Annotated in this window: 24 protein-coding genes, 1 tRNA gene and 1 pseudogene; 13 read left to right on the forward strand and 13 right to left on the reverse strand. The window is 57.3% G+C overall.

Annotation, left to right across the window (positions count from 1 at the left end; all coding sequences use genetic code 11):
- Window positions 1–33: 33 nt before the first annotated feature.
- The gene (locus tag XcodCFBP4690_RS00115; protein WP_146091786.1) at window positions 34–315 is read right to left on the reverse strand and encodes a hypothetical protein; all 282 of its coding nucleotides are present in this window, start codon (window positions 313–315) and stop codon (window positions 34–36) included.
- Between the two features lie 23 nt (window positions 316–338).
- A complete protein-coding gene (thiS, locus tag XcodCFBP4690_RS00120; protein ID WP_104539067.1) occupies window positions 339–539 on the reverse strand; it encodes a sulfur carrier protein ThiS in 201 nt (66 codons plus the stop codon).
- A gap of 185 nt (window positions 540–724) precedes the next feature.
- Between thiS and XcodCFBP4690_RS00125 the strand changes: the two genes are divergently transcribed.
- From XcodCFBP4690_RS00125 to XcodCFBP4690_RS00135, 3 genes are all read left to right on the forward strand, one after another.
- Window positions 725–2509, forward strand: a complete 1785-nt coding sequence (locus XcodCFBP4690_RS00125; RefSeq protein ID WP_104539068.1) for an autotransporter outer membrane beta-barrel domain-containing protein — start codon at window positions 725–727, stop codon at window positions 2507–2509.
- A gap of 215 nt (window positions 2510–2724) precedes the next feature.
- Window positions 2725–2798 (forward strand) — tRNA-Gly (locus XcodCFBP4690_RS00130).
- 67 nt (window positions 2799–2865) lie between these two features.
- On the forward strand, window positions 2866–4419 hold the full coding sequence (locus XcodCFBP4690_RS00135; RefSeq protein WP_104539069.1) for a site-specific integrase: 1554 nt from the start codon (window positions 2866–2868) through the stop codon (window positions 4417–4419).
- Window positions 4420–4752: 333 nt separating this feature from the next.
- On the opposite strand, the gene XcodCFBP4690_RS22265 is transcribed toward XcodCFBP4690_RS00135, so the two are convergent.
- The 5 genes from XcodCFBP4690_RS22265 to XcodCFBP4690_RS00150 form a co-directional block, all read right to left on the reverse strand.
- Window positions 4753–5598, reverse strand: coding sequence for a hypothetical protein (locus XcodCFBP4690_RS22265; protein WP_146091787.1), 846 nt, complete (start codon window positions 5596–5598; stop codon window positions 4753–4755).
- Between the two features lie 10 nt (window positions 5599–5608).
- On the reverse strand, window positions 5609–6454 hold the full coding sequence (locus XcodCFBP4690_RS22270; protein ID WP_146091788.1) for a hypothetical protein: 846 nt from the start codon (window positions 6452–6454) through the stop codon (window positions 5609–5611).
- Between the two features lie 487 nt (window positions 6455–6941).
- Window positions 6942–7319 (reverse strand): hypothetical protein, encoded by a 378-nt coding sequence (locus XcodCFBP4690_RS00140; RefSeq protein ID WP_167394400.1) that lies wholly within the window; start codon window positions 7317–7319, stop codon window positions 6942–6944.
- Window positions 7316–7630 (reverse strand): hypothetical protein, encoded by a 315-nt coding sequence (locus XcodCFBP4690_RS00145; RefSeq protein WP_104539070.1) that lies wholly within the window; start codon window positions 7628–7630, stop codon window positions 7316–7318. The genes XcodCFBP4690_RS00140 and XcodCFBP4690_RS00145 overlap by 4 nt, the downstream gene beginning before the upstream one ends.
- A 44-nt stretch (window positions 7631–7674) precedes the next feature.
- The gene (locus tag XcodCFBP4690_RS00150; protein ID WP_104539263.1) at window positions 7675–8436 is read right to left on the reverse strand and encodes a hypothetical protein; all 762 of its coding nucleotides are present in this window, start codon (window positions 8434–8436) and stop codon (window positions 7675–7677) included.
- A gap of 55 nt (window positions 8437–8491) precedes the next feature.
- Between XcodCFBP4690_RS00150 and XcodCFBP4690_RS00155 the strand changes: the two genes are divergently transcribed.
- Together XcodCFBP4690_RS00155 and XcodCFBP4690_RS00160 are read left to right on the forward strand one after the other, a co-directional pair.
- The gene (locus tag XcodCFBP4690_RS00155) at window positions 8492–8890 is read left to right on the forward strand and encodes a helix-turn-helix domain-containing protein (RefSeq protein ID WP_244183540.1); all 399 of its coding nucleotides are present in this window, start codon (window positions 8492–8494) and stop codon (window positions 8888–8890) included.
- 97 nt (window positions 8891–8987) lie between these two features.
- Window positions 8988–9470 (forward strand): hypothetical protein, encoded by a 483-nt coding sequence (locus tag XcodCFBP4690_RS00160; RefSeq protein ID WP_104539071.1) that lies wholly within the window; start codon window positions 8988–8990, stop codon window positions 9468–9470.
- A gap of 193 nt (window positions 9471–9663) precedes the next feature.
- Here the strand turns inward: XcodCFBP4690_RS00160 and XcodCFBP4690_RS22275 are convergent, their stop codons facing one another.
- The 4 genes from XcodCFBP4690_RS22275 to XcodCFBP4690_RS00175 all read right to left on the reverse strand — a co-directional run bounded on the left by XcodCFBP4690_RS22275 (window position 9664) and on the right by XcodCFBP4690_RS00175 (window position 15236).
- The gene (locus XcodCFBP4690_RS22275) at window positions 9664–11067 is read right to left on the reverse strand and encodes a hypothetical protein (RefSeq protein ID WP_146091789.1); all 1404 of its coding nucleotides are present in this window, start codon (window positions 11065–11067) and stop codon (window positions 9664–9666) included.
- On the reverse strand, window positions 11067–12221 hold the full coding sequence (locus XcodCFBP4690_RS00165) for a UvrD-helicase domain-containing protein (protein ID WP_104539265.1): 1155 nt from the start codon (window positions 12219–12221) through the stop codon (window positions 11067–11069). Before XcodCFBP4690_RS00165 ends, XcodCFBP4690_RS22275 begins: the two co-directional genes overlap by 1 nt.
- Window positions 12221–13654, reverse strand: a complete 1434-nt coding sequence (locus XcodCFBP4690_RS00170) for a protein kinase domain-containing protein (RefSeq protein ID WP_146091790.1) — start codon at window positions 13652–13654, stop codon at window positions 12221–12223. Before XcodCFBP4690_RS00170 ends, XcodCFBP4690_RS00165 begins: the two co-directional genes overlap by 1 nt.
- Window positions 13655–13835: 181 nt before the next feature.
- Window positions 13836–15236 carry a site-specific integrase gene (locus XcodCFBP4690_RS00175; RefSeq protein WP_104539073.1) on the reverse strand — a complete coding sequence of 467 codons (1401 nt, stop codon included), beginning with the start codon at window positions 15234–15236 and terminating at the stop codon, window positions 13836–13838.
- A gap of 920 nt (window positions 15237–16156) precedes the next feature.
- Here XcodCFBP4690_RS00175 and XcodCFBP4690_RS00180 point away from each other — a divergent pair.
- The 8 genes and pseudogenes from XcodCFBP4690_RS00180 to XcodCFBP4690_RS00215 all read left to right on the forward strand — a co-directional run bounded on the left by XcodCFBP4690_RS00180 (window position 16157) and on the right by XcodCFBP4690_RS00215 (window position 22551).
- A complete protein-coding gene (locus tag XcodCFBP4690_RS00180) occupies window positions 16157–17656 on the forward strand; it encodes an N-acetylmuramoyl-L-alanine amidase (RefSeq protein WP_244183541.1) in 1500 nt (499 codons plus the stop codon).
- Window positions 17657–17823: 167 nt separating this feature from the next.
- Window positions 17824–18048, forward strand: coding sequence for a hypothetical protein (locus tag XcodCFBP4690_RS00185; RefSeq protein WP_025989212.1), 225 nt, complete (start codon window positions 17824–17826; stop codon window positions 18046–18048).
- Between the two features lie 401 nt (window positions 18049–18449).
- Window positions 18450–18929 carry a JAB domain-containing protein gene (locus XcodCFBP4690_RS00190; protein WP_104539075.1) on the forward strand — a complete coding sequence of 160 codons (480 nt, stop codon included), beginning with the start codon at window positions 18450–18452 and terminating at the stop codon, window positions 18927–18929.
- Between the two features lie 69 nt (window positions 18930–18998).
- Entirely contained in the window at window positions 18999–19199 is a 201-nt protein-coding gene (locus tag XcodCFBP4690_RS00195; RefSeq protein WP_104539076.1) for a hypothetical protein, read from the forward strand.
- 168 nt (window positions 19200–19367) lie between these two features.
- The gene (locus XcodCFBP4690_RS00200) at window positions 19368–20051 is read left to right on the forward strand and encodes a thermonuclease family protein (protein WP_104539266.1); all 684 of its coding nucleotides are present in this window, start codon (window positions 19368–19370) and stop codon (window positions 20049–20051) included.
- Between the two features lie 127 nt (window positions 20052–20178).
- Window positions 20179–20462: pseudogene (locus XcodCFBP4690_RS22975) on the forward strand (imm11 family protein); the annotation flags it as partial.
- The gene (locus XcodCFBP4690_RS22890; protein ID WP_244183548.1) at window positions 20454–21146 is read left to right on the forward strand and encodes a hypothetical protein; all 693 of its coding nucleotides are present in this window, start codon (window positions 20454–20456) and stop codon (window positions 21144–21146) included. The pseudogene XcodCFBP4690_RS22975 and the gene XcodCFBP4690_RS22890, both read left to right, overlap by 9 nt.
- Window positions 21139–22551, forward strand: coding sequence for an XVIPCD domain-containing protein (locus XcodCFBP4690_RS00215; protein WP_104539077.1), 1413 nt, complete (start codon window positions 21139–21141; stop codon window positions 22549–22551). The genes XcodCFBP4690_RS22890 and XcodCFBP4690_RS00215 overlap by 8 nt, the downstream gene beginning before the upstream one ends.
- Window positions 22552–22816: 265 nt before the next feature.
- Here the strand turns inward: XcodCFBP4690_RS00215 and XcodCFBP4690_RS00220 are convergent, their stop codons facing one another.
- Both XcodCFBP4690_RS00220 and XcodCFBP4690_RS00225 read right to left on the reverse strand, forming a co-directional pair.
- Window positions 22817–23329: a hypothetical protein gene (locus XcodCFBP4690_RS00220; RefSeq protein ID WP_104539078.1), complete on the reverse strand. Its 513-nt coding sequence runs from the start codon at window positions 23327–23329 to the stop codon at window positions 22817–22819.
- Window positions 23326–26238 carry a UvrD-helicase domain-containing protein gene (locus tag XcodCFBP4690_RS00225; RefSeq protein ID WP_104539079.1) on the reverse strand — a complete coding sequence of 971 codons (2913 nt, stop codon included), beginning with the start codon at window positions 26236–26238 and terminating at the stop codon, window positions 23326–23328. Before XcodCFBP4690_RS00225 ends, XcodCFBP4690_RS00220 begins: the two co-directional genes overlap by 4 nt.
- Window positions 26239–26257 lie beyond the last annotated feature (19 nt).

Genomic DNA, 26257 nt, shown 5'->3' on the forward strand with positions numbered 1-26257 from the left:
CGCGGGTACGTTGACTGCCGCGCGAGCGCGTCGTCAGGCTGGATCGTCACCGCTGGTCCTGGAACACACGACTTCGACGTACTCGCCGCCGCGCCCCGCCGTTGCGGCCCAGGCATTGGTGAGCCCCTCCAGCGGAATAAGAAGCACAAGGTCCGCGGCGCTGACATCGGGCGCCAATGCCCCGAAGGCGTCCTCACGAATCGACGGGTACGTCCTGTCGAAAAACTGCCTCACGCCTGCGAGTGCGTCCGGCGCGGTGAGCTGGGTTGAAAACCAGTCGAGCTCGTAGCGAACAGTGAGCGTGAAAAGTGGCACCGGTAGCAAGCCTGGCCTGACGGTCAGCCGCCGCCCAAGGCATGCACGATCTCCACCACATCGCCCTCGTGCAGTGCGTGCTCGGCATGCCGCCCGCGCGACACGATTTCGCCGTTGACTTCCACCGCAACGCGGCGTTGTGCCAGGCCTTCCTGTTCCAGCAGCGCGGCCAACGGCAGATTGTCGGGCAGCGTACGCAGGCTGCCGTTGAGTTGAATGTTCATGTCATCATTGTGGCATCGCGCGCCGTCCGGGCGCGCGTTCGCGTTATGCGGCACTGCAGCGTGAGCACGGACGGCGGGGATGAAACCATTGCCATTCGCCGGCGTACGTATGCAGGCCGGTCCGGTCCCATTCACTCCAAGCAGGCACTCCCATGGCTTCAACACTTCGCCCGATCCGCTCCCTGATGGCGGTCGCCATCGCTATCGCGGCCACCCCGGCCATGGCCGAGTCGGCCTTCGACCGGACCGTGTTCTTCGGTGACAGCCTCACCGACAGTGGCTACTACAACCCGCTGCTGCCGGCCGCCTCGCGCGCGGTCACCGGCAAGTTCACCACCAACCCGGGCTGGGTGTGGGCCGAATATGTCGCCGATCATTTCGGCACCAACGCCGCCCCGAACGGCAACGGCCAGACCGGCGACAACTATGCCGCCGGCGGCGCGCGCATCCAGGCCAGTTCGATCAGCGCGCTGGGCGCCGCTCCATCGGTGACCAGCCAGATCAATACCTACCTCACCGCCAATGGCGGCCGCGCCGACCCGAACGCGCTCTACACCGTGTGGGGCGGCGCCAACGACCTGCTCGCCGCGTCCCTTGCACCGGCACAGGCGCAAGCCATCATCGGCAGCGCGGTCACCGCCCAGGTCGGTGCCGTGGCCACCTTGCAGAACGCCGGCGCACGCTACGTTATGGTGCCCACCATTCCGGATGTGGGCCTCACCCCGCGCTTCCGCGCTGGCGGCGCTGTGGGCATGGCGCAGGGCACCGGCGCGGCCACCGCCTACAACACCGCCTTGTTCAACGGCCTGGAGTCGGCCGGCCTGCGCGTGATCCCGGTCGATACCTTCCACATGCTGCAGGAGATCGTCGCCACGCCGGGCACCTTCGGCTTCAGCAACGTCACCAGCACCGCCTGCAACCCGGCCGTGCCGCTGCCGGCCTGTAACCCGACCAGCCTGGTCGCCGCCAACGCCCAGAACACCTATGTGTTCGCCGACGGCATCCACCCGACCACTGCCGTACACCAGATCCTGGGCCAGTACGCGATCTCCTTGCTGGAGGCGCCGCGTCTGCAGCAGGTGCTGACCCATTCGGCGCAGGCCGGTGGCCGCGCGCGCGCCGACCAGGTGGCCTGGCATCTGGACGGCAAGCCGGACGCCGACGGCCTGCGCTGGTGGGGGAGCGTGCGCGGCGACATGCAGCGTTACGACCACGCCGACCTGTACGACGGCATGGCGCCGGCCGGCCTGTTCGGGGTGGACTGGACCGCGGGCGACCTGGTGTTCGGCGGCTTTGCCGGTTTCGGCCGCATGGACGCCGACTTCGGCAAGCGCAACGGCAGCTTCAAGCAGGACGACACCACCCTGGGCGGCTTCTTCGGCTGGTACACCGGCCCGGTGTGGGTCAACGCCCAGGTCAGCTACAGCTGGCTCAGCTACGACGTGGACCGCGAAGTGCAGCTCGGGCCGGCCACCCGCGTGCATAGCGGCTCGCCGGACGGCAGCAACCTCACCGCCGCGCTCAATGCCGGCTATTCGCTGGGCGAAGGCAACGTCAAGTACGGCCCGGTGGCCGGCCTGACCTGGCAGAAGATCAAGCTCGATGGCTACACCGAAAGCAACGAGCGCGCGACCGCATTGGGTTACGCCGACCAGGACATCGACTCGCTGGTGGGACGCGTCGGCTTCCAGGTGCGCCTGGACGGCGCCATGGTCAAGCCGTACCTGCAGGCGACCTACGACCACGAGTTCAAGGACGGCGGCGAAGCCAGCGCCTGGCTGCAGTCGATGCCGGAAGTGGGCATGTACACCGTTCCCGGCCAGAACTTCGACCGCAACTACGCCACCGTGGTGCTGGGTGCGCGCACCGGCCTGTGGGGCCTGCAGAGCAACGTCGGCCTGAGCACCACCACGGCCCAGCGCAGCGCCCGCGATGCCACCTTGTTCGTGAACTTCAGCGGCAGCTTCTGATCCACGCACTGCAGATCGCGCAGCACCCGTAACACACGAGGGCCGGGCAACCGGCCCTCGTCGTAGGTGGACTCCGTGTGTCGCGCCTGGCTGCACACGGCAACGGCTGTCCTGTCCTGGTGCCGATGGTGTTGAGGTGGGCCCGGCAGGCGCACAATCTGCCACACGCACATTGCGCCCGATGCCCGCACCCGCCTAAACTCTCCCCACGCCACGCGGGCGTAGCTCAATGGTAGAGCTGTAGCTTCCCAAGCTACTGACGTGGGTTCGATTCCCATCGCCCGCTCCAGAGCTTTTACTCAGTTTGTAAGTGATTGACTGGGTTGAATATTTTGGCCGATTGATGATTCCGAGCGATGCCCCTTGAGGTATCAATCGAGGTATCAATCTTGCCCAAGCCTCTGATGATGTCGCGCGCTGCCGGCCTGTATGCGCGCTTCTTTGTCCCTACCGATCTTCGAGCCTCCATCGGCTCGCGTTACCTTGTCCGATCGCTGGGAAACCGTCGTGGTGACCACGCCAGGCTGGCGGCCGCCACGATGGGGATGGCACTATCGATGGCATTCGATGCCATGCGGAAAGGGATGACCGTGGATCTGGAAGAACTGCTGGAAAAGGTTCGCAATGGGGACATTAAAGAGCTGACCCTAAAAGATGTGACGCTGCCGGACGGCACGCGCATCGCGCAGGCGCAGCTGGACAACCCCGCCGATGCCGAGATCTTCGGAGACCTGATGGTGCGGGCGCGGCAGACAGAGCCCACCGAGGTCACGGCGGCAAGGGTGGCCAAGCGTCGTCAGCAGTTGCGCGAGGGCAGTCAACGCATCTCCGGCGATGCGCCCAAGGCGCTGATGCTGTCCAAGGCGATGGCCGATCATTTGAGGGACCTGGCCGGGGCACGTCTGCATCAAAAGACCGTGCTCGAAAGCCGCCACACCCTGCGCCTGTTCGCCGGGATCATCGGGAAGGACGTGCCCGTGGCCTCGCTGACCCAGGATCACGTGCGGGCCTTCTTCGGGGGCGTGCGTTACTGGCCGTCGAATGCGACCAAGCGGCCGGCCTACCGAGACTTGTCGGTGCCTGAGGTCATCAAGCTGGCGAAGAAGAACGGCGAACCAGAGCCGGCTGCGTGGACCATGGCCAAGCACCGGCAACGGTTGAGCGTCTTTCTGGTGTCGCTGGTCGAGGGTAAGCACCTGGCGGTAAACCCGCTGGCAGGCATCCGAGCGATTTCCACGCCTGACTCGGAAGACACGGGCTCGCCGTTTACCGATGCCGAGTTGAAGGCCATCTTCGATCCGGTGGAGTTCCCGAAGTGGGCGTCGAAATACCCCCATCGGTGGTTTGGCCCGATCCTGGGGCTCTACTCGGGCGCTCGCGTCAACGAGATCGCGCAGCTGCGGCTTGAGGACATCGACACCATCGACGGCGTGCCCGGCTTCTTCGTCCGCAAGATGGGCAAGAAGCAGAGCATCAAGAACAAGCACAGCCGGCGGTTCATCCCGCTGGCTCAGCCGGTGATCGATTGCGGCTTCCTGGATTACGTGAAAGAGGCACGGCAGGCTGGGGTTGAGCGGTTGTTTCCAGACCTGCCTAACTCTACCGGGCTGGGCTATGGGCGGCAGTTGAGCCGGCAGTTCTCCGTCTACATCAAGCGGCAAGGGGTCTCGGAGAAGGGGCAGGGCTTCCATGGCTTCCGCCACACCATCGCTTCAAAGCTGGACGAGGCAGGGGTTTCGGCTTCCGCTATTGGGGCGCTCACGGGACATGGGACTGGGCAGACCGTATTGGAGAAGTTTTACATCGACCGCCGGAGCCTGCCGGACCGGGTGGCTACGCTTGCTAGGTTCAGTCCGCTACTGTCCCTTCCTGTTTATAGTTCTGGAAAGTTTGCGGACAACTTGAAATAGTTAGTTATGGAGTCTAGCCAGCAGCGGTTGAGCTGGTCGCGTATGAACTCTACCTGACAACGTTATGACCAGAGTGGGAGCGAAGCCAATTTAGCTAGCCCATAGCTGGCGAGGCGTGGCCGATGCTCGGGAGACACACTGCGAGTTCATTCATTGGCGACGAAGTTGGATGCCATTCGACGAGGCAACGGGCACATCGTTTGGAGAATAATGCGGCACGTTATGCAGCATTATCCAGTTTATCGAATCCATACCGACTGCGGATTGCACGGAGTTCTTTTCTAGTAATTTTTTCTTAAAATATTACGGTAAATTATTCAGCGCTTGACGGGGTTAAAGTTTTAATGTCCTGTGATAAATAACATCTTTGTTTCGCTCATCTCGGTGAATTCCAATATAGAAAACTGCGGCATGAAAACTGTTTTCAATTCTAAACGCTTGAAAGTAATACCGAGTTGCCGCAGCGGGGGTGGTGGCATCACCTTCTTTGAGATGATCCTCTTTTTCGTCCTGGTAAACTTTCTTATCATCCTTGAGGACGGTTAGATTATACTTAATTCCGCCGCCGGTTGCTGCATATTTAACTCCCCGACTTTTAAAATAGTTGGCAAGTGTCCCTTCTGATTTGTTATATCTAACAAGATCTCTCAAGGCAAATGTCGCCTTTATGGCAAAGTCAAAGCGATGTTTTGGTATTTCGTCGCAAGTTTCAAACGCATTCTCAAAGAGATTCAGGTTTTTTACTGAGCGAGCTATGGCTTTTATCTTTTCAGATAAAAGTGATTCTTGTGGAAAAAAAAGTTCGCATAGTTTTTTATATAGAGCCTCTAAGAAATCTCCATGTTCAGCGAAGGCTGTATATTTTGGCCAGCTTACTTCATTCATGCCGTCACTTTTTGGGCCTTGGATGTCCTTGATTTCAATCAGTTCCTTTCGGAGCTCAAGAGGAAGTGGGGCATAGGGCAGGGCAAAAATCCTTACTTCGCTATAGTCGTCGTGTGAGTTCTGATAAGCATGGACCGCGGCAGCAGCATGGCTTGGATTAGGAACTATAATATATTCTCCACTCTTGGTTCTCTCGGCTATAACCACTGTTGCATCTAAGTTATAAAGGCCGGCTTGTGTGATGAAGCGTGTTCTCAGCTCCCGAGGAAGTCCAATTATGCATGCAGTGCTCATTTTGCGCTCCTTAAGTGCGAGTGCGGATGAGGCTCGTTGCCACCAATATTGGAAGAACTATTTTCTCGAGATCTGCGTCGGAAGTTATCTCTAAGAGCTTGAATATGTGCTCTCGAATGTGTGAAATTTTTTCCTCTGGAGAATCAGTAGTCCATTGCTTTTGTTGGACCAAAAGATGTGCTGCATCAATTCCGTTAGCAGCCGACCACTGCGATATCTCCCGATAAACCCTTTCTATTCTGAAAGACTTCCATTGAGGAGCATTTTCTCCTAACGCTTGTGTAAAAGTTAGGTTCAATGCGCTGGAGTATTCGGCGTTGTTTAGCATTTCATCAAGAATTAATCGATGATCTTCAGCGAGTCTTGTGTCTCGCAAGAATTCGAGCATCCATTTTTTCAAAATGTCTTTGCTTAGCGGAAGTATTTCGATAAATTTTGAGGGGTCAGGTGCTAAAAAATTTTCTCCATCGGTCTTGAAATGCACAACATCAAACGAATCTTTGTTGAGAAATCTTTTTCTGGCGGCGTCCTGGTTTAAGAAGGCCTGCCAAACATCGCTTCTAATAACAACTGATTTTCTTTGCTGAATCGGTGTTGAGGGTTCAACTACAGCTTTTGGATTAAGACTGACGATTATATCGCCCCCTTCCGCAGTTGAAATTGCAGTCAACCCTCCCTGTGAGCGCTCTAGGAAATCTTTAAACTTTTTGTATCCCATCGCTTTTTCGTCAAAGCGTCCAAGGCCCGCCAGCGAATATTCTGCTATCAAACGTTGTTTCAGTCGGGCAGCTTTTTCTGGTCCTGATTGCAATAGGCGAGTCAGGATCTTTCCAGCTTGGATTTCTGTAGTATTCATTTGGCTATTCCTTTATACCTGCGCATACTAAAAAACCACTACGCAGGGTAGTGGTTTTTAGTTTGAAATCATACTTTTTGAGATTCCCTAACTTGCGGACGTCGTATGAAAAAGAGAACCTCGACCTTTTCCATCACTTTGGCCCCCGACAAGCGTCCTAGAAGTAGTCAGATTCATTGATCTGCTGATTCTTTGGACTGATTTCTATCAGCCGAACATTATAGCTAATGTGAGTGAGGCTGTCAACCCGTCGTCTTCATCATCTACGTCTGTGTTGGCGTCCATACTTGCGCTAGATGGCACGCCTTGTCAACTGGCGTGAGAATGGGTCGTCTACTGCTTGCAGCCAAGTATAGCTTGACAGGACTCGCCTTGACCTTGGCTCCGTCACAGCAGTGGCGGCGTGGAGGAGATCGTCAGATGTTTCCAGTAATCGGAACGCCTCGTCGAGCACCGTGCGCTTTAGGTTTTCAGGCGTGGGTGATCGTCAGCTGGTCAGCTGCACCCAGAGCACCACCAGCACCATGGGGAGCCCGCTAAGCATTGACGTGACCCAAAAGGCTCCCATGACGGTCAGCGGCGTCATGACCCACCACTGCCACCAGCTGAAGCCACGGTCACGCTGGCGTGCCATATGAGCCTCGAGAGCGTAAAAGCGCTCCGCTTTCCGCAGGCCCCGGCGAGCCATCAGCGGCCCGACGACGAAGCCAAACGGGCCGAGGAAGAGCAGGCTCAGCGAGAACCACCAGAAGAAGCGGTTGTGCGGGGTCATGACCTTCTTGGGAGCCGCGCGCCGCGCGGCGTCTCCGCCAGCCCCCAGGGCGTCGACGGACGTTCCTGCCACCGAATCGGTCTTCATGCTCATTTGGCGTAGGCCCTCCAGGTTCCGGATTCCTTGGCATACCTCAGGTTCTTGCTGACGGGGATCGGCACCTGCCGGCCCTCAATGTTGAGCAAGGCTTGGCCACGGGTGTCGCACCGGTAGCCCTCGGCGCCCTCCGCTTCCACGCAGCCGGTGAGCTCGAAATTCTGAACGTCGGTGACTTGGCCGGCACCGCTGTCTTGTAGCAGCCGGACGAACGCTTCTTTGGCATTGTCAGAAGATGGCTTGCCGCCGCAGGCGGTCAGGCCCAGGGCCAAGGTCAGGAAGACCAAGGCGATTCGTGCATTTTTCATGTCGTTCCTTTGCTGAGGCGGAAACAGGGTTGGCGAAGGGGGCCTTACTTGTCGCGGTTCCCGTCGGGCTTGAAGGCAGCGATCCAGAGCCTGGTGTCTTTGAAGGGCGTCAGCATTCCCGATGGGCCTAGGTGCAAGTCCGCGGTCTGGAGGAATCCCGAGACCCAGGCGACGCGCAGCGACACGTCCACGGCGCGGTCAGCAACCCCTGCTCGGCTTACGTTGACGACAAAGGGCTGGGCCGGAGGGTTGGGACCGGTGGAGCGTTGTGCGCCCGTGTTGGGCTTGCTGGGAGGCACGCGGATGCCGTTGAGGGTGTCTCGGCCTTTCCAGAGAGCTGAGGTGTTGAGCTCCGCCGTCTCACCCAAGTCGTCCGTTTCAGTCACAGCAGCATCGAAGCAGGTGCGGAAGGTCTCGGTCGTCGAAGCCGTGGGGCTGGTCCAGATGCGGGCCTCCGCAGTCCAACAGGGAAGGGAGGCGCCCCACTCGGTGAAGGTCAACGCGACTCGGGGCCACTCCAGCTTCCCGAGCTGGGCTTGCTGGTGGTTATCACCCTTGAAGAGGCCGGGCAGCTTTCCGGCGCCACTGATAGGCGTGTAAATCGCGCCCGTTCCCTGGCTCCCAGCCTTCGTGCCGGAGCTCGGCTGGATGCCAACCATCTGCTTCCCCGAGTTGGCCAAGCTCTTTCCGAGCTGGCGGAAGAAGCCGGGCTTCTGTGCCGGCACATCTTGGGCGAAGGTGCTGAAAGGCGAGACTAGCGTCAACGCCAAGAGCGCAGCGAGCGCTCCTTGTCCTGCGTGCTTCATGAGGAGCCCCGGTAAGGTCGCCACGCTGGCGATGTTTGCCATATTGGCAAATGCAATGCAAACTTGGAACAGTCAGACTGCGGGCTCAGTCAGCAATCGTTCGATCTTTGCCACAGTGCCCGCTCCTATTCCTCCTGCCCGAACATTGGGACGTCGCCTGCGTGAGGCACGTCAGGCCAGGGGGATGACTCAAGCTGAGTTGGGAGCGGTGCTTGGCCTAGAGGACGAGAACTCGGCAGCGCCGCGGATATCGCGATATGAGCGCGGGGATCGGATGCCGGATGAAAAGACTATGGAATCGCTGGCGAAAGCGCTTGATCTACCGGTGGCGTATTTTCATGCCACCTCGGATGTTATTGCTGATGCGATCCTCTTGATGGCGGGCTTACCTGTAGATAAGCAACAGGAAGTTTTATCTAAACTTCGCGAGTGGGTCTCATCGGGAAAAGAGTGACGGAGGAAGCGTGGCACATCGAACGTTTTCAGTAGGAGATAGGGCTGTTGAGCACAACTTGGAACGCTTGGACCATTTGTCGCGTCAAGACTACCCCATGGAAGAGCAGTTGCTTGACGACCTCGTGGTCGCAGTCATCGAGTCCTACGAATTGCTCCCTGAGACTTATAAAAAAGTTCTTCGCCTTTCCAGTTGCTACACCCACGGGACTCACTGGGGGACCACCCAAGACCGTCGTGATGCCATTTGGGCGCGGGTTCGAAGCGAGTTGAATGCTGGTTTGGATGTAGTGCATTCTCAGCGCGAGAGTTTGGCACTTGGGTGCGCCGACCGGCCCCAAACTAAAGGGGAGCGAATCCTCGCATTGATAGAGGAGTTCCGAGCGCAAGGTCCTGATGTGCGGACTGCACGGCAGTTAATATTGGAAGGGGCTGGAACGGACGTAGCAACAGATGCGCGGAAGCTAGTCAAGCTTCTTGACAAAAAGCGAATCTCGAACGGAGACGCTCACAACTTGGAGATCGGTCGTTTAATCATGCACATCGAGATTGTGGCTCGTCGTCTCCATCACTTCAAATAAGCATCCGTTGATCAAATAGGCTGCTATTCCGAAAGTCCTGGCTCAAGAGTGCCCAAAGAATGGTTGTCGCTTGCGCTACGAGCCATTCGATGTAAGGGGGCTTGTCTGGGGGAGTCGGCTCTCTTGGTATCAGGGCTGTTGAATGAATGGGGGAGCTGATTCTCCCCCGAATTATGTGTTGGAAGAATTGAAATTAACTCTTCGTTCTCTTGTTGCTTCTCCTTCCCTTGGTTGTGCCTGACTCACCAAACATATCCTCAGTTGAGGGGCGCTGCATATGCACAATGCTTTTAGCCTTCTCTGCGTATCTGTGTAGCTGCTCAATCACTGCTACAAGCTCTGGAGAGATTCCTGTCTCCATGGGTGGAGGCGAGACGGGCGGGGGCGTGTTGGACTGCTTGCGATTGTCGTCCGTGTGTAATCGCATCTGGCACGACACTCCGGGGAATATTTCGATCGAAAGTGAGGTTTGCACTTGTCGCGAGATTCCTTGAAATGCCTTAGGTCCTCGAATGGCATTGGTGATCCAGTTGTGTTCAATCCAAGAAATGTCGGAGATCGGAGGGTCAGACCATGAGAAAGATGCTTTTACGTGCTTCTCAGCTCCTTTCAGGGCCTTAGTCCAGGCGGAGTCCCAATATTTTCGGCCGGCCAGCCCGGCAATTAGGCCGAACCACACTTGGGCCAGAGGGGCTAGTTTTTCGGACTTCTTGATAAGAAAAGCATGGCTAGTTCCTGGTCCAACGAGAAAGGCAGCGGCTGCAATAATGGCTGCGTGTTGTGAAGCATGGTTGGGCGAAGTCTGGCTGGTCTTTAAAATGAGTGAGACTAAATGCTGAAACGCAATCACGCGTTCCTCGATTGATTCGCTGCGAAGGCCCTGGGGAAGGGTCTCTATTGATACTGGAGTGTGTTCTTTTTTGTCATGGTAAGCACTTGCAGCTGACGCAATGAATTCCGCTAATTCCCAAACATCGGACACAGGCCCGATGTTTGTGGATGCTAGCGACCAAATCGGCACCAGAGCATCGACATTAACGCTGCGTCTTAGGAATCTGGGGTCAGACTCAATTGATCTTAATCTCTCTGTTGATGCGCGTGTTACCTTATGCGAGTCATAAAACTTATGAGCTCGCGCAATCGCTATAGAGAAGCAAGCTTGCACTCTCGAAAGCGAAATTGTATCAAGGCTAATGTCTTGTTCGCTCTGCGCAAGAAGCTCTCCGAGAACAACGCTGGCCCACCGGTCGTCGCGGAATGAATAGCTTGGACTGTCCTGATTAGAAATCATCTCCCAATCGTCAAAAGAAAGCACTCGGCCAAATTGGCTCAAGGGAAATGCTTCGGTAGCGTAAACACGAAGCCAAGAGAGAGTCTCGGCAGCACTTTGTGTTTCGAGCACGAATGCTGTGGGGGCTTGATTCTCTATCTCGTCCAGCGCATCCCAGGAAAATCCCGCGCTTAAAACCTTGCCAGAATTTGGAATCAGCGAAGGTGCGTTATCTTGATTCTTTCCGCGATATACGCTTGGCCCGTTAGTGGAGTCTGGAATTTCATCTCGGCTCAATTGATACCAGACAAATTTGGGGGTATTCATTAGTGAGCGCCTGGGAATAATGAGTCAATATCAAAAGGCTTATTTTCGGCAAAAGCCTGTTCCAGCTCGGGATTGGTTTTTCCTGAGGTGTAAGCATTCAAGGCGGTCTTTGCTCGGGTGACCGCAGTGTAGGAAAGCGTTGGATTGTTCATATGTCCGTGCTTTAATTCTTCAATTCCGAACATGTGAACTGCTCTGAATTCCACTCCCTTGGATGAGTGCATGGTCATTACATGGATTTGAGCATCGTTGGAGAAGTCGGTTCCCTCAATAAGGTGGCTACAGGAGGTTGTGCCCAAGTCAGAGGACAACAATCGCCCAAAGACTTCCTCTGCAGTGCTTCGCTTGCCGCATAGGACCCCGATTCGGTCACCTGCATAAGCCGATACCTGGACGTTCAATATCTCAAGCATCTTCTCGAACTGTGCGTCTCTATCAGGCAGTCTATGAAGTTCCGCAGTTGACTTTCCTAGTTTCTTCTCATCGTAGTTCGAAGTAGCTTCGAGAGATTCAGCAGCTGATGAGGGGGCGATTATTCGATCGGCAATGCGCGCAATTCGATGGCCAATTCTGTAATGGTTAGAGAGTGTGTATTTTGTGAGGCCTAGTGTCTCCGCTCCCTTTAGACCAGTCTGATGATAAATGCTTTGCTTTATGTCGCCGCAAACGCATATGTTATCTGAGATTTCTGCAAGGCATTCGATTTCCTCAGTCGTCAAGTCTTGCGCCTCGTCTATAAAGACAGAGCTAATCAATTTTTTTGTCGGAATCTTCTTATTCGCTTCCCTTAAAAGTTCTACAGTCGCTTTTCGAGCGGCTTCATCAAAATCACCCCCGTCAACGATGTCTTTGTTTAGGTAAAGTTTTACATGTTTACGGGCCCATGAGTGGAACGTGCGAACTTGGTCGTCTTCAATAAAGCCTGTGGCTACTAAGCCGCTTCGCAAGAAGCGACTCAGGGATTTCGTATAAGTCACCACTAACACATTTTTGTCTCCTTGACCCGCGACAAATTGGGCGCGAAGAAGAAGAAGATTAGTTTTTCCAGAGCCAGCCGGCCCTTCAAGTTGGTATCGTCCTTTAGCGGGAAGATTGATGAATTCTAACTGGGTTGGGTCTAGATCATCCTTTGATTTCCACCAGCTCGTGATCATCATTCCTCTCCTTTTTGGCCTGCCGACAGCAGGTCCATTTCATGAATTTCATCGCGGCCCTGGTTGGCTTCCCAGACGTCGATGGCGGCTATCGTTATATCTGCTATCTTGTTTGCGAGAATGTTTACAGAAATTTCTTCTGAGGCACCGATCGTCGCTTCGGTAACGGGTATTTTTGTTAAGTCCTCTGGAAGATTGTCGATTGAACATATTGCTGCTTGGAGCATTATGGCTGCACGTGTAGTGTTGATTTCAGAGCCCCACTCGAATGAAACTCTGCACACAATGCTGGGTCCCGAAGCGCAGGCTACTTCGTATATATACACGGCTGAAGACGTTTCCCCAAGTGGATGCATTTTTATACGAATCCGACTTTTGCCGCTTGAGATAAGTTCCATTTTAGCGGAGTCACACAGGCGTTTCATAAATGTTGTGCGTTCGAATTCGATCCTTCTCTCCGAAGCAGTCAAGGACATCGCGCCTGCGGAGTTCTGTATTTTGCTAAGACGTGCGTGGAGCGCTGATACTCCGTCGGCTGGTGCATCTATATAAAAATCACTCCAGCTTGCTATTTGAAGCCGGACATTGCCGTCCTTCGCGAGGCATCTTGCCGCGAGCGCTTTCTGACGAGCTAGCCTGGCGGGGTCCGCATCTGGAAACGATGGGGTTTTCTCCAAGACCGCTCGAGCGAGTAGCCAGCGATTGCCTTTGTCTACTTCTTCTTGAAAAAGTGGTCGCTTGTTTATCAGGTCGTGCAACACCGCGCCGACCTGATAAATGTTGAGTGCTTTCCATAGGGTTGGAGATGGTTCATCCAGCCTGAATAGATACTCTGGAGAGCTGTATTGTGCGGTAGATATAAAAGGGCGTGTTTCTCCGTGGTCGGTGCCTTGTCCAGAATCATCCTCATCATTTCCGATTTTTCTTGCTACGCCTAGATCTAAAAGCGACAGCTTGGAAAAGTCAGGTGAGACATGGATGTTTTCCGGCTTTATGTCTCTATGCACAATTTCTAGCTTCTCCAGATAGGTTACTGCCGATACCAGTTGTTGTATTAATGTGGATACGGAGCTATCCGGGACAGCGGAAGTCACATCTTTAAGTCTGGGCCATTCAACAAACTCCATCTCCACAAAGGCTGTTCCTTCACTTTCGTCTACAGAATAGACCGTGACCAACTGTTCGCATGAGTGGCCGATTAGGCTACGCTGGAGGTTGAGGCGTCTTCTCGTTGAGTCGGCAATGTCGCCCGATAGGAATTTGGGGTCATAACCCTTAATGGCGCGCTTTCCGTGAGGCGTCATTACAGAGTATGTCGCTGCTGACCCCCCTGCTGCGATATAAGTAATAGAGTCATAGCCATCTCTTGAGGCGATATATCGACTCAGTCGTTCTTGGATGTCTTGGCACACATCGGTAGGCAAGTCCGGCACTTACTGTTCCTTCAGTCTTCCAGCATAGGCCCAAGGCTAGCAGTTCCCAAGTGCGGTGCGTATCTCAAGTTGTGGAGCCCGCAATCGGTTGAGGTCGGTCACTTGGGGCGACTCGCTACTTCTGAAGGGGTATACCGCTGTCAGACAGTCGGGTTCAGCTAGTCTGGATGTGCCCGAGGCCTTAAGGATAGAACCTGCTCGGATCAGCCAAGCACTGAGCGAACTGCCCCCGCTGGTAGCGCGGCAGCTCCACGTTGGGCTGATAGAGCTCCAAGGCGCTGATTTGCTTGCTTCGTGTCACCTGCGGTTTCTTGTGCAGGTAGTGCTGGCGCAAGACCTGGACCCGGTCGCGGGGATCGGTGCTGTGGCCCGTGACCAGGGCAATCTCCCTCTCCGGCACGTCGTTGACGTCGAGCTCGGTGGCCAGCGTATGGCGGAAGGCATGAAATCCGACGCCCTTGGGGAAGCCGAGGCTCTTCAGGTAGCGCCCGAAGTCCACGACGAACTGCTGGCTGTAACGCGCATTGGTTTCCCCTGTCGTGCGGTTCACGCCGGCGGAGAGCAGCGGGAACAGCCGCGGATGGCCCGTCTCCTTCATGTCCTCCACGAATTCGAGGAATCCTGCCTCCAAGAGCGGCTTGGCGATGGGGATGATGCGCATGCACCCCGCGCCTTTCATGCTTTGCCGGCTGCGCCGCCGGCGCTTTGGGTCTGCGGCCAAGTCTTGGTCCAACGTCTTTTGGAAAGCGATGCACCACACCCCGCGTTCCTCGATGATGTCGGTCAACTTCAGCTGGCAGACTTCGTTGACCCTGGCTCCGGTGTAGAGGCCGATCATCGGTGCCCACCAATATTGAGGTTTCTTGGCCCAGGGAATAAATGTCGCCGGGTCAAAAATGGCTTGCAGGTCTGCGTCCTCGAACAGGCGGATCGCCTTGTTTGGATCGATGGTGTCGTCCTTCTTGGGCTTTCGGAATGCCTTCATCGGTGACACGTCGATGGTCTGTCCGTTGACCAGGTGGTTGAAGAAAGCGACGAGGAACCGGCGATGACGCTCTTCAGTGGCAGGCGCGAGCGGCGGCACATCCTGCTCCTTCCCCAGCGCGAGCGCTTCATCAAAGGAGAGGTCCTTCAGCAGCGGATCCGACAATAGGTTCCTTGGGGCCCAGCGCAGGAGCTTCCAGAGCGCTTGGATGTGGTAGTAGTCGACTCGAGCCGCCGAGATATTGCCGCAGGTGAGAAGCAGCAGCTTCAACGTGCGCTCGGTGGACTGGACGGTCTTCGGGTCAAGCTGGCGTCGGCGCATGTCTTCCAGGTGATCTTCGATCTCCTTGGCCAGAGGGCGCGACGGGGTGCCCATGGGGAGCTGGGCGGGATAGCGCGTGCTGTTCTTCAGGCCGCTCTTGCGCCTGGTTTCATCGAGCGCAGCGAGGATGCACTCTTGGAGATTGATGGCGGCTTCCCTGCCTCGGATGATGGCGCGGTCGATGCGGAACCGGCCGATGTGGATGCCTTCCAAGTGCAGGAGGCCGTAGGGCGAAGCGATGTAATCGTTGAGTGCTGCGGAGGGTAGAACGGTCATGGGTCACTTCCATCGAAAGATGGAAGTAGGGATATGACAGGAAGAAAATTCGTCAACGGGGTCGATACAAAAATTTGCGGCGGCGGCGCAGTCCTTAGGTGTTGGGATATTCCCAATGGAGTGCTTCCTGGGTCCGCCAATTCGTTATCCGGTGAGAAGCCTTGTAAACCAAGGGTTTCAAGAGAATTTGTGTCGATTTATCGCAGTCAATTGCGTACTGTTTGCAGTAAATAAGCTAACTAAATAGGTTTGGTTGTTCATTTTAAAAATGAACTTGAGTTAAATGTTAGCTTGTTACTGTTAGTCTGATTTATGTTCAGAGCAGCGATCTGCTTGGTTCAGAACTTTCTGACATCCGATGGGGCGCGACACCGATGGCGCGACGAATGCCAAGAGCGCAATCTGACCTTGCCGGACGTGGGACCCAATGGTCGCTCACCCCACGCGGCGCTTGAGCAGCGTCAAGCCGGCAACCAGAGTATCTAGAGTAGAGATCCCGTGCACGGGCAGCGGCTAGTGACCATCCAAGACTCCTCAAGTTGAGCTATGCTCCAGCACTGGGTCAGGTAGACAGTATTGTTCTTTAGCTGCTTGCGGCAGAATTCTTAGTCGACTGCTTGTCCATCAGACTCAAAACAGGTATGGAGGAGAGCGAGGCACGTATCGATTCCTGGTTGCATCGACGGGCTCACAAATGTGTGCACGGCCTGTCATCCCGGGAACACTTACCTGCGGTAGTAGTCGAAGATACATCGGAAAAAGGAGCAGGGGGAACGAAGGCCTCTCGTTTGGAGGTCAGAATGGTAGGAAATAAGGGAAGGTGCATGATGCGCGCAAGACATGGAAAGACGTTGGTGACGTGTGTGGTGGGGGCTGTGCTCACTTGTGTGTTCAGCGCAGGCGCATACGCACAAGCGGGCGTGAGTTCGGATGTTCCTGCACTCACTGCTCAGAGCGGCCGAGCTGTCGCTAAAGAAATTGAGCCGGCTCTGCAACGATTTGTGGACCAACAAAAGCGCTTGCCGACCCAGGCCAAGCAAGTGCTGGTGAAGGCTACCCCAGACCCCGTCACGGGTATCGTGTGGATTGATCTCGATTCTGGTTACCTGCCAAAGGATGCGCCGGTCTTCACTGAAGATTTCGGTGCAATGGTGAGGGATATTGAAAACGAAGGCTATGAGCTGATAGCGGGAGTGGTGAAGTTTCGCTACATCAAGGTGCGTATCGGCGGTAAGGAGATCAATGAGATCTATCCACCGGAGCATTCGAAGAAGAAAAGGGCGGGGGCAAGCGCAAGTGCCGCCGCTGCTCCTGTAGCAGGTTTGGTTGTTCTGAATCCCGGGCATGGGAAGTATCTCAACCACTCCGACGAAACGTGGCGCTATCAACGCCCGACGCCCTATGTTGGGACCACTGATATTTATGAAGACACTGTCACGCCAGGCTATTCCTCCATGCTTGCAAGCCTGTTGACGGAGCGAAGTGCCAACACTGCAACCAGCATCAAGCACACGCGCGATATAGGCAACACCAACGTGGACCCCGAGAGCGGCCTGGCTTGGGCTGCACTTGGGGCCCGTTACTACTTAAAGCGGCTCTACCCTGCCTTAGGTGCAACCATTTGGAATAAATTTCCAAATGGATCTCCTTCGCGGAAACAGCCGGACAGGGCTAACCTTCGCGAATACGACGATGACATTCGGGCCAGGCCGGAATACGCAAATTATCTCAATGCTGAGACGTTGATTTCGCTACATACCGATGCTAGTGACAATGTTTCCGCGCGCGGCGCAACCGTCATCGCTAACATAAGCGACGCTGATTCAAATCAGCTTGGGTTGAATATCCACTGCTACGTCACCGAGCAGATTCGACAGCTTCCCGCTTACTCCACATATCCAATTCGACCAGGAGTTAGAGATGGCGCTAACTACGGTGAAGTCCGGGAGGCATCAATGCCAACGGCCCTTATCGAAGTTGGCTTTCATAGCAATGCTGACGACTCGACAGCCCTTCGAAATTCGGTTTTTCGTGCTGCTGCCATGCGTGGTGTTGAAAAGGGCTACAGGACATTTAAGGCAGGTGAGACCACATGCTTGCCTTTCAAAATCGCATCCATTCCCGCTGCGTCCGGTAAGTTTCGAGTCCGGTTTCCAGTGCCGGTTACACTTCAAGGCCATCCCCGTTTTCCCGTCACCGTTGTAACAGTGCCTGTGAGCTGTCCGTCGTCTTGGACGTGTGGCAGCAAGACGAATTCGTTCTCAAAAGCGATCAATAATGTGGTAACGCCGATGTATTACTGCGATGCATCAAACACCAAGCCTGCGGCAAGCTTCAAATGGAAGACAACCGTCAAAGATGCGGATGGAGTGGTGACGGCTGCCGTTGAGCACATGACGTCGTGCTCTCCGGGCACGTAAGTTAGATGTTCTGAATACCACTGTTGCACAGAAAGGGCCGAAAGGCTCTTTTTGCTTCAGTCTACTATTTGCAACCAGCGCGGCTTACTCGCTGGGAAATCCGGATGGGCCAGGCGCGAGCGCTGGGCGTCTCAAGCAATGCGACCGCACTGCCGATACTCAGGCCCATGGACAGAGCCGAGCTTCGCCGTCACCTCGAACGCCTGGATGCTGCGGTGCCCGCCCTGCGGGCCTCCAGTCCTGATCGCCGTCATTTTTGGCAAGCCTTTGCCAATATGGCTGCTGCCATCGAGAGCAAGGCGATGACGAGCGAGGACGCGCAGTTCGTCGGCCGTCGGGCCGAGGAAATCTTGTCGTGGCACGGACTGGGAAACATAGACGAACACGTCTGAGTCCATCGGTGCCGACCAGTCTATCCCGGTGCCTACGTGCTTCTCATGTGCAGCGATGCTGCGGAGGGCAAGCATGCACAGGTCAGAAGTAGCCCATCACTGGCTGCAAAGCCTAGGCATCGTCTGCTGCCATCAGTCTGCCTCGTCCATCCGAATGCCTCTTAACCAGCAGGCCTTGTAGGGCATGCATGGGGCTGTCTCCGCCAACGCTGGGCCTCTTGAAGGGGATCCTAGCTCCGCTGTCCCGACCGCAAGGGCAGGCCTCCTTCTCGTCGCTGGCGCTTTGTTGCGGCCCTTCGCTGTGCGCCGCTGCCGCGGTGCTCACTCCCGGGTGCGGTAGGGCCGGACGCTCCGCCTGTCGGTTCCCACGAGGCGCACAACGCGCTGGTGGAGAAGAACCGATGAAGCGCACCCAAGACCTGAAGGCTCAATACCAACTCCAGATGGACGAGGAGGGCATCTTGCTCGCCGCCGCGACCATCCTGGAGCAACGCCTTCAACGCCAAGGCCGAATCCATAGCCCCGAGCAGGCCGGCAGCTACCTGGTCGCCCGCTGCGCTCACCTGCCGCACGAAGTCTTCGGCGTCGTCTTCCTCGACACCAAGCACCACATCCTGGCCGCCGAGCATCTGTTCACCGGCACCATCGACGGCTGCGAAGTCCATCCCCGGGTCGTCGCCAAACGTGCCCTGGAGCTCAACGCCGTCGCCCTCATCCTCTTTCACAACCACCCGAGCGGGAACCCGGAGCCCAGCGAAGCAGACCGCAAGGTCACCCAACGCCTGCAGGAAGCCCTCGGCCTCCTGGACATCCGGATCCTTGACCACCTGGTCATCGGTGGTCAGAAGAGCGTCAGCCTGGCCAGCAGGGGGTGGGCATAGCCCGCCCCTTCACCTATGCAGTCAGCCAACGCTAGACTGCGAAGGCAGATCCACATCCATGGAGCAGGAATGAAGGCGTTTCACGTGCGTGGGATCGTGTGGGAGACCGACGGCAAGCGTCCTGTCTTGCCCGCTGAAGCCAAGGTGGAATGCGAGAGCGAAGACGGTATTGCCGACGCCCTCAGTGACACATTTGGCTGGCTGGTGAGCGGCTTCGCCGTCGTAGAAGAGGTCGAGATTGGTCATTCCGATGAGTCGGAGCAAGGCTGATCGAAGTGCGTTGTCCAGCGCTTCTGAGCGTTGTGCCTCAACCGGTTGCCTACGGTTCGATAGTGACGTTGACGAAGTTGGTTCGTCCTTTGCCACTTCCGCTAAAATCTTGGACCCTGTGCGAACTGGCGCACGCGGCTAAATTTGTTTGGAAGGAAGTGGCTGTCGATGGTGTTGAAAGGTCTGGCGGTCCTGCTTTTGGCTTTTTCTACGTTTCCTAGCGCAGCGGCTGAGCTGGTTGGCCGTGCGACCGTTACGGATGGGGACACCATTACGATCGCGAAACAGCGCATTCGCTTGTGGGGCATCGATGCCCCGGAAAGCGCCCAGCAATGCATCACCAAGAACGGACTCTCCTGGCCCTGTGGTCGGCGGTCCGCCGCCGCGCTGGACAGCTACGTGCTGGACAAGACTGTTCGTTGCGAACCAAAGGACACCGACCGCTACGGCCGGGTGGTCGCGGAGTGCTTGGTCCAAGGGCAGTCCGTCAACCGCTGGATGGTGCGCTCAGGCTGGGCGGTCGCGTATCGCCAATATGCAAAAGCGTTCATCGCTGACGAAGCCGATGCGCGCCAGCAGCGGCGCAATCTTTGGCAAGGGCCTTTCCAGATGCCTGCGGACTTCCGCCGAAGCAAGCGTGAACAGACGGCCCGCCAGGCCCAGGTGACCACGCCGCCCGTGTCCAGTGGATGCCGCATCAAGGGCAACATCTCTCGTCAGGGCAAGAAGATTTACCATGTGCCCGGTCAGCAAGACTACGAGCGCACGAGCATCGACCTGAGCCACGGCGAGCGGATGTTCTGTAGCTCTCAGGAGGCCTTGAGGGCAGGGTGGCTGCCGGCAAAGCGTTGACACCTCGGCGCATACCGGAGTAGCAGGGGCGGTGCTTCGCCGATTTGTCTGCCCAAGCAGCCGGTGTTGGCGCTAGACTTTGGTCACAGCGATCCAAGGGTGTGAGCCGAGGGACGGGATGCAACGCATGGAAACCAACATGACCAATCAGCCAACAGAGCGCGAGTTTTCCGAGCTGCTGCCGGAGGCCTGGTGTGGAGTAACGGACGACGGGATGGTCTTTGAAAACGAAAAGGTTCTGCGAACACCTCCTCGTCTCATCGTGAAGCCAAAGGAGGGTGGGTTTCCACCACTGCGCGGAACCACGCACCTCGTTTACCTATCCAGTGAGGGGGCGTTGCCCCAAGACCTAAAGACGGCTTCAGCGCCTATTTTTTGGTTTCCGCACGGCTGCACCTTGTAATGAATTCTTTTCGCCAAGGACGTCGCATTGCCACTGCTCTTTCAAGCAGCGCCTTGCTGCTGGGATTGGTCGCGTGCGCGGAGCCTTCAAACGCCCATCAGGAGAAAGCCATGCAGGATGTGACCTCCGCTGAACTCAAAAGCGAACAGGACAGGGTTGCCGCCATCTCGGATGCTGCGCTTCCCCCTGGTTCGGCACCCATGATGACGTGGAAGGGCTATCCTGCTTTGCAGCCCGGTCCTGAGCTTTCCCCTCACCAGTTGCTGGAGCAAGTCCAGGCGCTCGCCAAAGCCATCCGTGGTTACAGCGATTCTGACCCAAGCAAGGTGGAACAAGTGCTGGGGCTTGTGTTGCCGCCCGACGCAGAGCAAGAGCGCAGAGGAGTGTCGGGGCGTGTCGGCAAGGGAAGCTATTCCTGGGCAGTCTGGAAGCCGTATCCGGAGAGTCCCGGCCATACCGTCGAGCTAACGTTAACGGCAGACGCTTGCCTGGTTTACGACGCTATCAGAGTCCCGCTGGAGGCCAATAGCTTCCGCGTCTATGTGCCCACGTTTGGAGACGATCACCGGATTTCGTTTGACACGGAGGTGGGTCCTTTCCTAGGCCTATTCATCGCGGTGACGCCAGACCGTCGGGACGCGCCTACGTGCGTCACCGTGGTGAGCTTCGAGCTGGGCCGCCGCGATGCTTGATTCCCGCATCGAGCGCATGCTGCAGGAAACCGAGCGTCAGTCGGCATTGCCCACTTGGGCTGCTCAAAACCTTCGGGAGGCCGTTGAGTCCTCACCCTACTTGGTTGAGGTCATGACCAAGGCCATCGACAACGGCGATTTGAAGCACATCACCGTTTCAAAGACTCCCAACGAAGGGGGGCACTACAGCCATGACACTCGGTCCATCAGCATCAATGCCGATATCTTTTTGAGGCCAAGCCCAGAAGAGCGGGTGGATCAGCTTACCGGCGTTCTGGGACATGAAACCGGTCACGCCTTGATGACCCGCTCCAACGAAATCAGCACATATAAGCTGTCCTATCGAATCGACGAGGCGCTGAAAGAGGGCGCGCGCTACGGGGACACGACCGTCGATATCACCCCGTTGGCAAAGGACTACATCCAGGCATCGCGTGAGAACGAAGCGTTCGCCGAGCTGGTCTCGATGAATTCAGTCGCGAGCCGCGTCAAGCAACAGCGGCCCACTGCGAGCGAGGCCTATTTGTTGCGGCGGATGGATCCCACCACCCCCTGCGTAACCAATGGCCAATTAGAGCCAGGCATACGATTAGACAAAGATGGCATCCAGCGCACGGAAAACCGCATTGACAGCCCGGCGTTAAAAGCCGTGGCGATTTGTCAGTTCGATCAGTCCGGCAAAAGCCTGGGCGCTTTAGGGCAGTCCAACTACAACGCTTTTTACTTGTCCTACGTTGTGTCCGCGGGCGCCGCCGTGTCCCGTGGATTGGAACGGTCATCCAGCCAGTCGATCCCTAGCCTTGGCTTCAACCTAAAAGAGCTCGGCAGTTCAGCGGAAGAAATCCAAGCGGCAGGGCTCTCCTTGGGCGGGCAAGGGAAGGCCTTCGGTTTCACCGACACTTCCGACGGGCAGCTACGCCCTACGGAGGTGCGGCAGATCGGGAAAGGCGGCGCCGGTCAGCCGGACGTCGAACCCCAAGCCATTGCTGGCAACGAAGCCGTGCTGGCCGACAACCCCGCTCATGCAGACCATCACACCTATGCCCGCATCCACGACTGGGTCAAAGGCACGGGCAACTGGAACGACGAGGAGAGCAGGAACGTCGCGGCCGCACTTTACAAGCACCAGTTGGACGACTCGATGGTCATGCGAGTGGACGGGGTGGTCGGAGGCATAGGAAACGACGGGGCCCAAAACGTGTTTGCTGTCTACGCGCCTTATGGGATGGGGGTCGCGCCCATGTTCCATGCCCACGTGGATGGGCGCGTGGCTGCTCAGGAGCCGGCCCAGCAGAACCTTCAGCAGGCCGAGGTCATCAAGCAAGATCAGGTGCGTCAGCAGCAGATGGAACAGACCCAGCAGCAGGCTGTGCAACAGGAGCAGGGACCCACGATGACGATGTAGCCGTTGCTAGCTTCAACCTTCTTAAACAGTCAGTCCGAATGGGACTTGGTCGCTTCGCCAGTCCTTGAGCGTTAGTCGTGAATACGGCTAACTCTGTCCAGGGTGAGCAGTTCCAGGTCGTCGCGGGCATTGATCGAGGGATCGTCGTGAAACCGCGCAAGGTGCCGGGCGTCCACTTAGCGGAGGCACGCCCCAGTCAGGCGATCGCGCTAGTCGCCCGCCAACATTTCATCCCCACCGTGCTTCGCCTATGGTCGGGCATCGACTACGCCTTTCGTTTCAAGGTGCTGTTGGGATCCAGTGTCGCCCAGTAGTGCTCTCCATTCAGCCCACAAAGGGCGTCCTCAAAGGAGGCCAGAAGCAGTGGGTCGCTTGCCAGCTGAGCATGGGCCTTCGAAAAAAAGGCGTCGCGCTCTTTCCGTAGTTCGTCCACCTTCGTTGCAATAGCCAGTTGGATATCAGGGTCAGCGTGACTGCCTATGCTCTCGAAGTTCGGCAGCGGGGGACGCTCCATTGGTGTCCTGTCCGCCGTTGATGGGTCGGAGAGGATGGCCTGGGACTGGGCATACGATTTTTCATACTGTGCTCGATAAACCGGTTCCTTGGTTGCGAGCTCCTTCTCGAAGTCCACGGCTTGCCGAGCATCCTGGAGCGCCGCTTCTATCACCGCTTTTTCCGTGTAGACATGCCGAGATAGGTCGAGCGCTGCCGAATGCAACGCGTGTGTCCTGTCGATTTTCTGCGAGAGCACTTCCAGTCCATCGTTAATTTTGTTCAAGGACGACCTCGGGGACGTTTGGGCTTTTGCCGGTTTGAAGCAAGGCGTGGAGGGGTTGCCAGATGGGGTCCGGATGGCGCTGTTGAACGTGAGCCGTTCCGGGGCCGCGCCGGCATGGATGTAGTGGCGTGCTGTTTAGCGATAGTAGGCACTTCCTCCCTGCGCCACTTTGGTTTGTATTTGCATGCAGGGAAGTTGGAGCACGAGCGGAACTCTCCATATGGACCCGGGCGCAGCACCAGAACGCCTTGTTTACAAGCTGGGCAGGGCGCTTCCTTGATGGCCTGGCCGTCGGTGTCTGTAATGACCACCGCCCGGTCATCTTCCAGTTCACGGAGGAAGGTTGAGCATTGGCCCCGGGCGGTGAACATCGCCACGGTGCGCCGAGCACGGGTCAGGGCCACGTAGAACAGTCGGCGCTCTTCGCCCAGCGGGAACGTGTCTCCCTCGGGCATCGCCAGGGCCAGCACCGAATCATCGGTCCGGGTGTTGGGGAAGCTTCGCCGACGTGGGGCGCTGATCATTTCCGGAAGGATGACGTAGTCCGCTTCGCTGCCCTTGGAGCGATGTATGGTCAGGAAGGAGATGTCCACCCAGCGGTTAAACCGGTTTTGCCTTATGGGCATATACTGCCGATCGGTGTTGTAGCGGCCCAGGATGTAAATCGACAACTTGCCGTTGCGGCCCGGAGGGATCGTGCCATCGCGCACCCCCTCGGCCAATGTCACTACGAAGCGGTCGATTGCATCGGCCAACTGGTCCTTGCTCTCCACCTGGAACGCTTGCAGGACCGGCCCTTGGGCCGGGGTCGCCGAATGCACGCGCTTGGCGATCTGCCCCGGGTTCTTGGAGACAAACGCGCTGGAGACGTCGCACAGCGCCTGCGGGCAACGGAACGTTTGCTCAAGCTTGAGCACCTGTCCATGGCCAAACCACTGGCGAAAGCCGGTCATCACCGACACGTCCGCGCCGGCAAAGCGGTTGATCGACTGCCAGTCGTCGCCCACGGCGAAGAAGAAGCGTCCCTTGTCCTGGACCAATGCGCGGCACAATCGGGCCCGGGCGCGCGAGGCATCCTGGAACTCGTCGGCCATCACCAGGTCGTAGGGCGATGCCACGCGGCCGCTTTCCAGGTGGGCGGCGGCGAGGTTGAGCATGTCCTCAAAGTCGATCCCATCCTCAGCCGCCAAGGCTTGGTCCCATGCCGTCATCACCGGAACGGCGATGTCCAGGAACATCTGATGGCGCAGCTTGAAGGTGTCGGCGGGCATCGCGTCCAAACGCCTTTGCAGATCCAAAGCGCTCAAGCCGTTGCTCTTGGCGTGGCTCATGAACGTGCGAACCAGCCCAATGAGCTCGACCGATTCCATAGGCTTTTGGCCCTCCTTGGGAATCTCCCGGTCCGGGTTGGGATCGAGCACCAACCCACGGGAGGTTAGTTCACGGCGCAGGCGGTCCAAATCGTCGCCGTGGCGCAACCCGTGGCTGGTGGTCTCAAACAACGCGGTGCCTTTGTTCGCGTGGAGCTGGCGTTTCCAAATCACCCCGTCCAAGTAACCCTCGAAGTGCATTGGCGGCACGCCGTCGGCGTCGAGCGCGAAATGTTCGTGGAACAGGTCCAGGTCGGGATAGTAGAAATCGGGCTTGTATTGCCGGTGCGTTTCGTCAGCGGTGCGATGGGGATAGGGGGCCTCGTAGCGATAATCGACCCCGTTCAAGAAGAGCAGGTTGGCAATCATCACCTCTTCCATGCTCTTTACCCGCTCGCCTCGACTGGTCACCAGCGAGCCCTTGCCCAGGGCGTCCCACACCTCCGCCGCTTCCGGTGCACCAAACGACGGTAGGTCTTTGCCAAAGACAAAGCGGAATAGGTCCCATTGGTGGCGGAATGTGGGCGAACGATCCTTTAAGTCGTCCACTATCTCGGTGAGCTTTCGCACCCCACCGGCCGCGTCCGTCGCCCAATCGGGAATGTCGGGCTTTTCGCCTGTGGCCTTGCCGATAAGGCGCAATCCCAGCGCGTGGAAGGTGGAAGCCTCCACGGTCACCTCCGCCATGCCCAAGCGGTCAAACGCCAAGGCCGCGCGTTCCTTGAGCTCTTCAGCGGCCTGCTTGTTGAACGCTAGCAGGACGATTCGCTTGGGGTCCACGAATCCGCGGTGGATGGCGTAGGCGGCCTTGGCCACCATCGTAGAGGTCTTTCCCGATCCGGCCGAAGCCACCACCTGCACGCGGTTGTCGAAGCACACCACGGCCCGTGCCTGTTCCGGGGTGAGCGGTTTGCTCTCCACCCGGTCCAGCAAGTCCTTGCTGACTACCAACTCGCGTTCCACATGGGCGGCGTTGAGCGCGGCCCAGGCTGGGCGGTGGTCGTCTTCCCACGCAGCCAACGAGCGCTCGATTGCCTGGGCCGCCGGTCCCAGCCGGGCCGCCACGCCCGGCTTCTTCAAACGGGCCCGAAGGGCGCCAGGATCAACCTGAGCGCGGGCCGCCAGGACGTCGGCTTGCTGCTCGTGGGTGAACCAGCGACGTTGTTCCAGACAAGCCCGTTCTTGTTCTGCCTTACGGTCCAGCCACGTGTCGATCGTGCATAGCTCGCCCTTGAGGAACGCCACGTCCTCGCGCAGGCGCTTCTCCGTCAACGCAACGCTCAACGCCTGGACCAAGGCAGCGCCTTGGGCGTTGGGCAATCCATCGGCCTTCACTTCCCGGTTTTGCCCCGGGTGGAACGTGATGTCGGTCCAGAAGGTGCCGACGTTGACGCGGTAAGAGGCCTCGTCCTCGACCTTGACCCGGTGGGTGCGGCCCTCCGACGCCAAGGCGAGTTCCAAGCCTTCCAAGCGCAAGCGCCAATCCGATGATCCGGTTACGCGTTGGCCCACCCACGATGGGGCCCATTCCTTTGCCATTCTTTGTCCTACAAGCCCC

Source organism: Xanthomonas codiaei, assembly GCF_002939785.1.
GTDB classification, from domain to species: domain Bacteria; phylum Pseudomonadota; class Gammaproteobacteria; order Xanthomonadales; family Xanthomonadaceae; genus Xanthomonas; species Xanthomonas codiaei.

Excerpts from the sequence above, each read along its gene's own strand:
- thiS (WP_104539067.1), bottom strand. The coding sequence starts at position 539 with ATGAACATTCAACTCAACGGCAGCCTGCGTACGCTGCCCGACAATCTG.
- XcodCFBP4690_RS00125 (WP_104539068.1), top strand. The coding sequence starts at position 725 with ATGGCGGTCGCCATCGCTATCGCGGCCACCCCGGCCATGGCCGAGTCG.
- XcodCFBP4690_RS00135 (WP_104539069.1), top strand. The coding sequence starts at position 2,866 with ATGCCCCTTGAGGTATCAATCGAGGTATCAATCTTGCCCAAGCCTCTG.
- XcodCFBP4690_RS22265 (WP_146091787.1), bottom strand. The coding sequence starts at position 5,598 with ATGAGCACTGCATGCATAATTGGACTTCCTCGGGAGCTGAGAACACGC.
- XcodCFBP4690_RS22270 (WP_146091788.1), bottom strand. The coding sequence starts at position 6,454 with ATGAATACTACAGAAATCCAAGCTGGAAAGATCCTGACTCGCCTATTG.
- XcodCFBP4690_RS00140 (WP_167394400.1), bottom strand. The coding sequence starts at position 7,319 with ATGAGCATGAAGACCGATTCGGTGGCAGGAACGTCCGTCGACGCCCTG.
- XcodCFBP4690_RS00145 (WP_104539070.1), bottom strand. The coding sequence starts at position 7,630 with ATGAAAAATGCACGAATCGCCTTGGTCTTCCTGACCTTGGCCCTGGGC.
- XcodCFBP4690_RS00150 (WP_104539263.1), bottom strand. The coding sequence starts at position 8,436 with ATGAAGCACGCAGGACAAGGAGCGCTCGCTGCGCTCTTGGCGTTGACG.
- XcodCFBP4690_RS00155 (WP_244183540.1), top strand. The coding sequence starts at position 8,492 with ATGCAAACTTGGAACAGTCAGACTGCGGGCTCAGTCAGCAATCGTTCG.
- XcodCFBP4690_RS00160 (WP_104539071.1), top strand. The coding sequence starts at position 8,988 with ATGGAAGAGCAGTTGCTTGACGACCTCGTGGTCGCAGTCATCGAGTCC.
- XcodCFBP4690_RS22275 (WP_146091789.1), bottom strand. The coding sequence starts at position 11,067 with ATGAATACCCCCAAATTTGTCTGGTATCAATTGAGCCGAGATGAAATT.
- XcodCFBP4690_RS00165 (WP_104539265.1), bottom strand. The coding sequence starts at position 12,221 with ATGATCACGAGCTGGTGGAAATCAAAGGATGATCTAGACCCAACCCAG.
- XcodCFBP4690_RS00175 (WP_104539073.1), bottom strand. The coding sequence starts at position 15,236 with ATGACCGTTCTACCCTCCGCAGCACTCAACGATTACATCGCTTCGCCC.
- XcodCFBP4690_RS00185 (WP_025989212.1), top strand. The coding sequence starts at position 17,824 with ATGGACAGAGCCGAGCTTCGCCGTCACCTCGAACGCCTGGATGCTGCG.
- XcodCFBP4690_RS00190 (WP_104539075.1), top strand. The coding sequence starts at position 18,450 with ATGAAGCGCACCCAAGACCTGAAGGCTCAATACCAACTCCAGATGGAC.
- XcodCFBP4690_RS00195 (WP_104539076.1), top strand. The coding sequence starts at position 18,999 with ATGAAGGCGTTTCACGTGCGTGGGATCGTGTGGGAGACCGACGGCAAG.
- XcodCFBP4690_RS00200 (WP_104539266.1), top strand. The coding sequence starts at position 19,368 with ATGGTGTTGAAAGGTCTGGCGGTCCTGCTTTTGGCTTTTTCTACGTTT.
- XcodCFBP4690_RS22890 (WP_244183548.1), top strand. The coding sequence starts at position 20,454 with ATGAATTCTTTTCGCCAAGGACGTCGCATTGCCACTGCTCTTTCAAGC.
- XcodCFBP4690_RS00215 (WP_104539077.1), top strand. The coding sequence starts at position 21,139 with ATGCTTGATTCCCGCATCGAGCGCATGCTGCAGGAAACCGAGCGTCAG.
- XcodCFBP4690_RS00225 (WP_104539079.1), bottom strand. The coding sequence starts at position 26,238 with ATGGCAAAGGAATGGGCCCCATCGTGGGTGGGCCAACGCGTAACCGGA.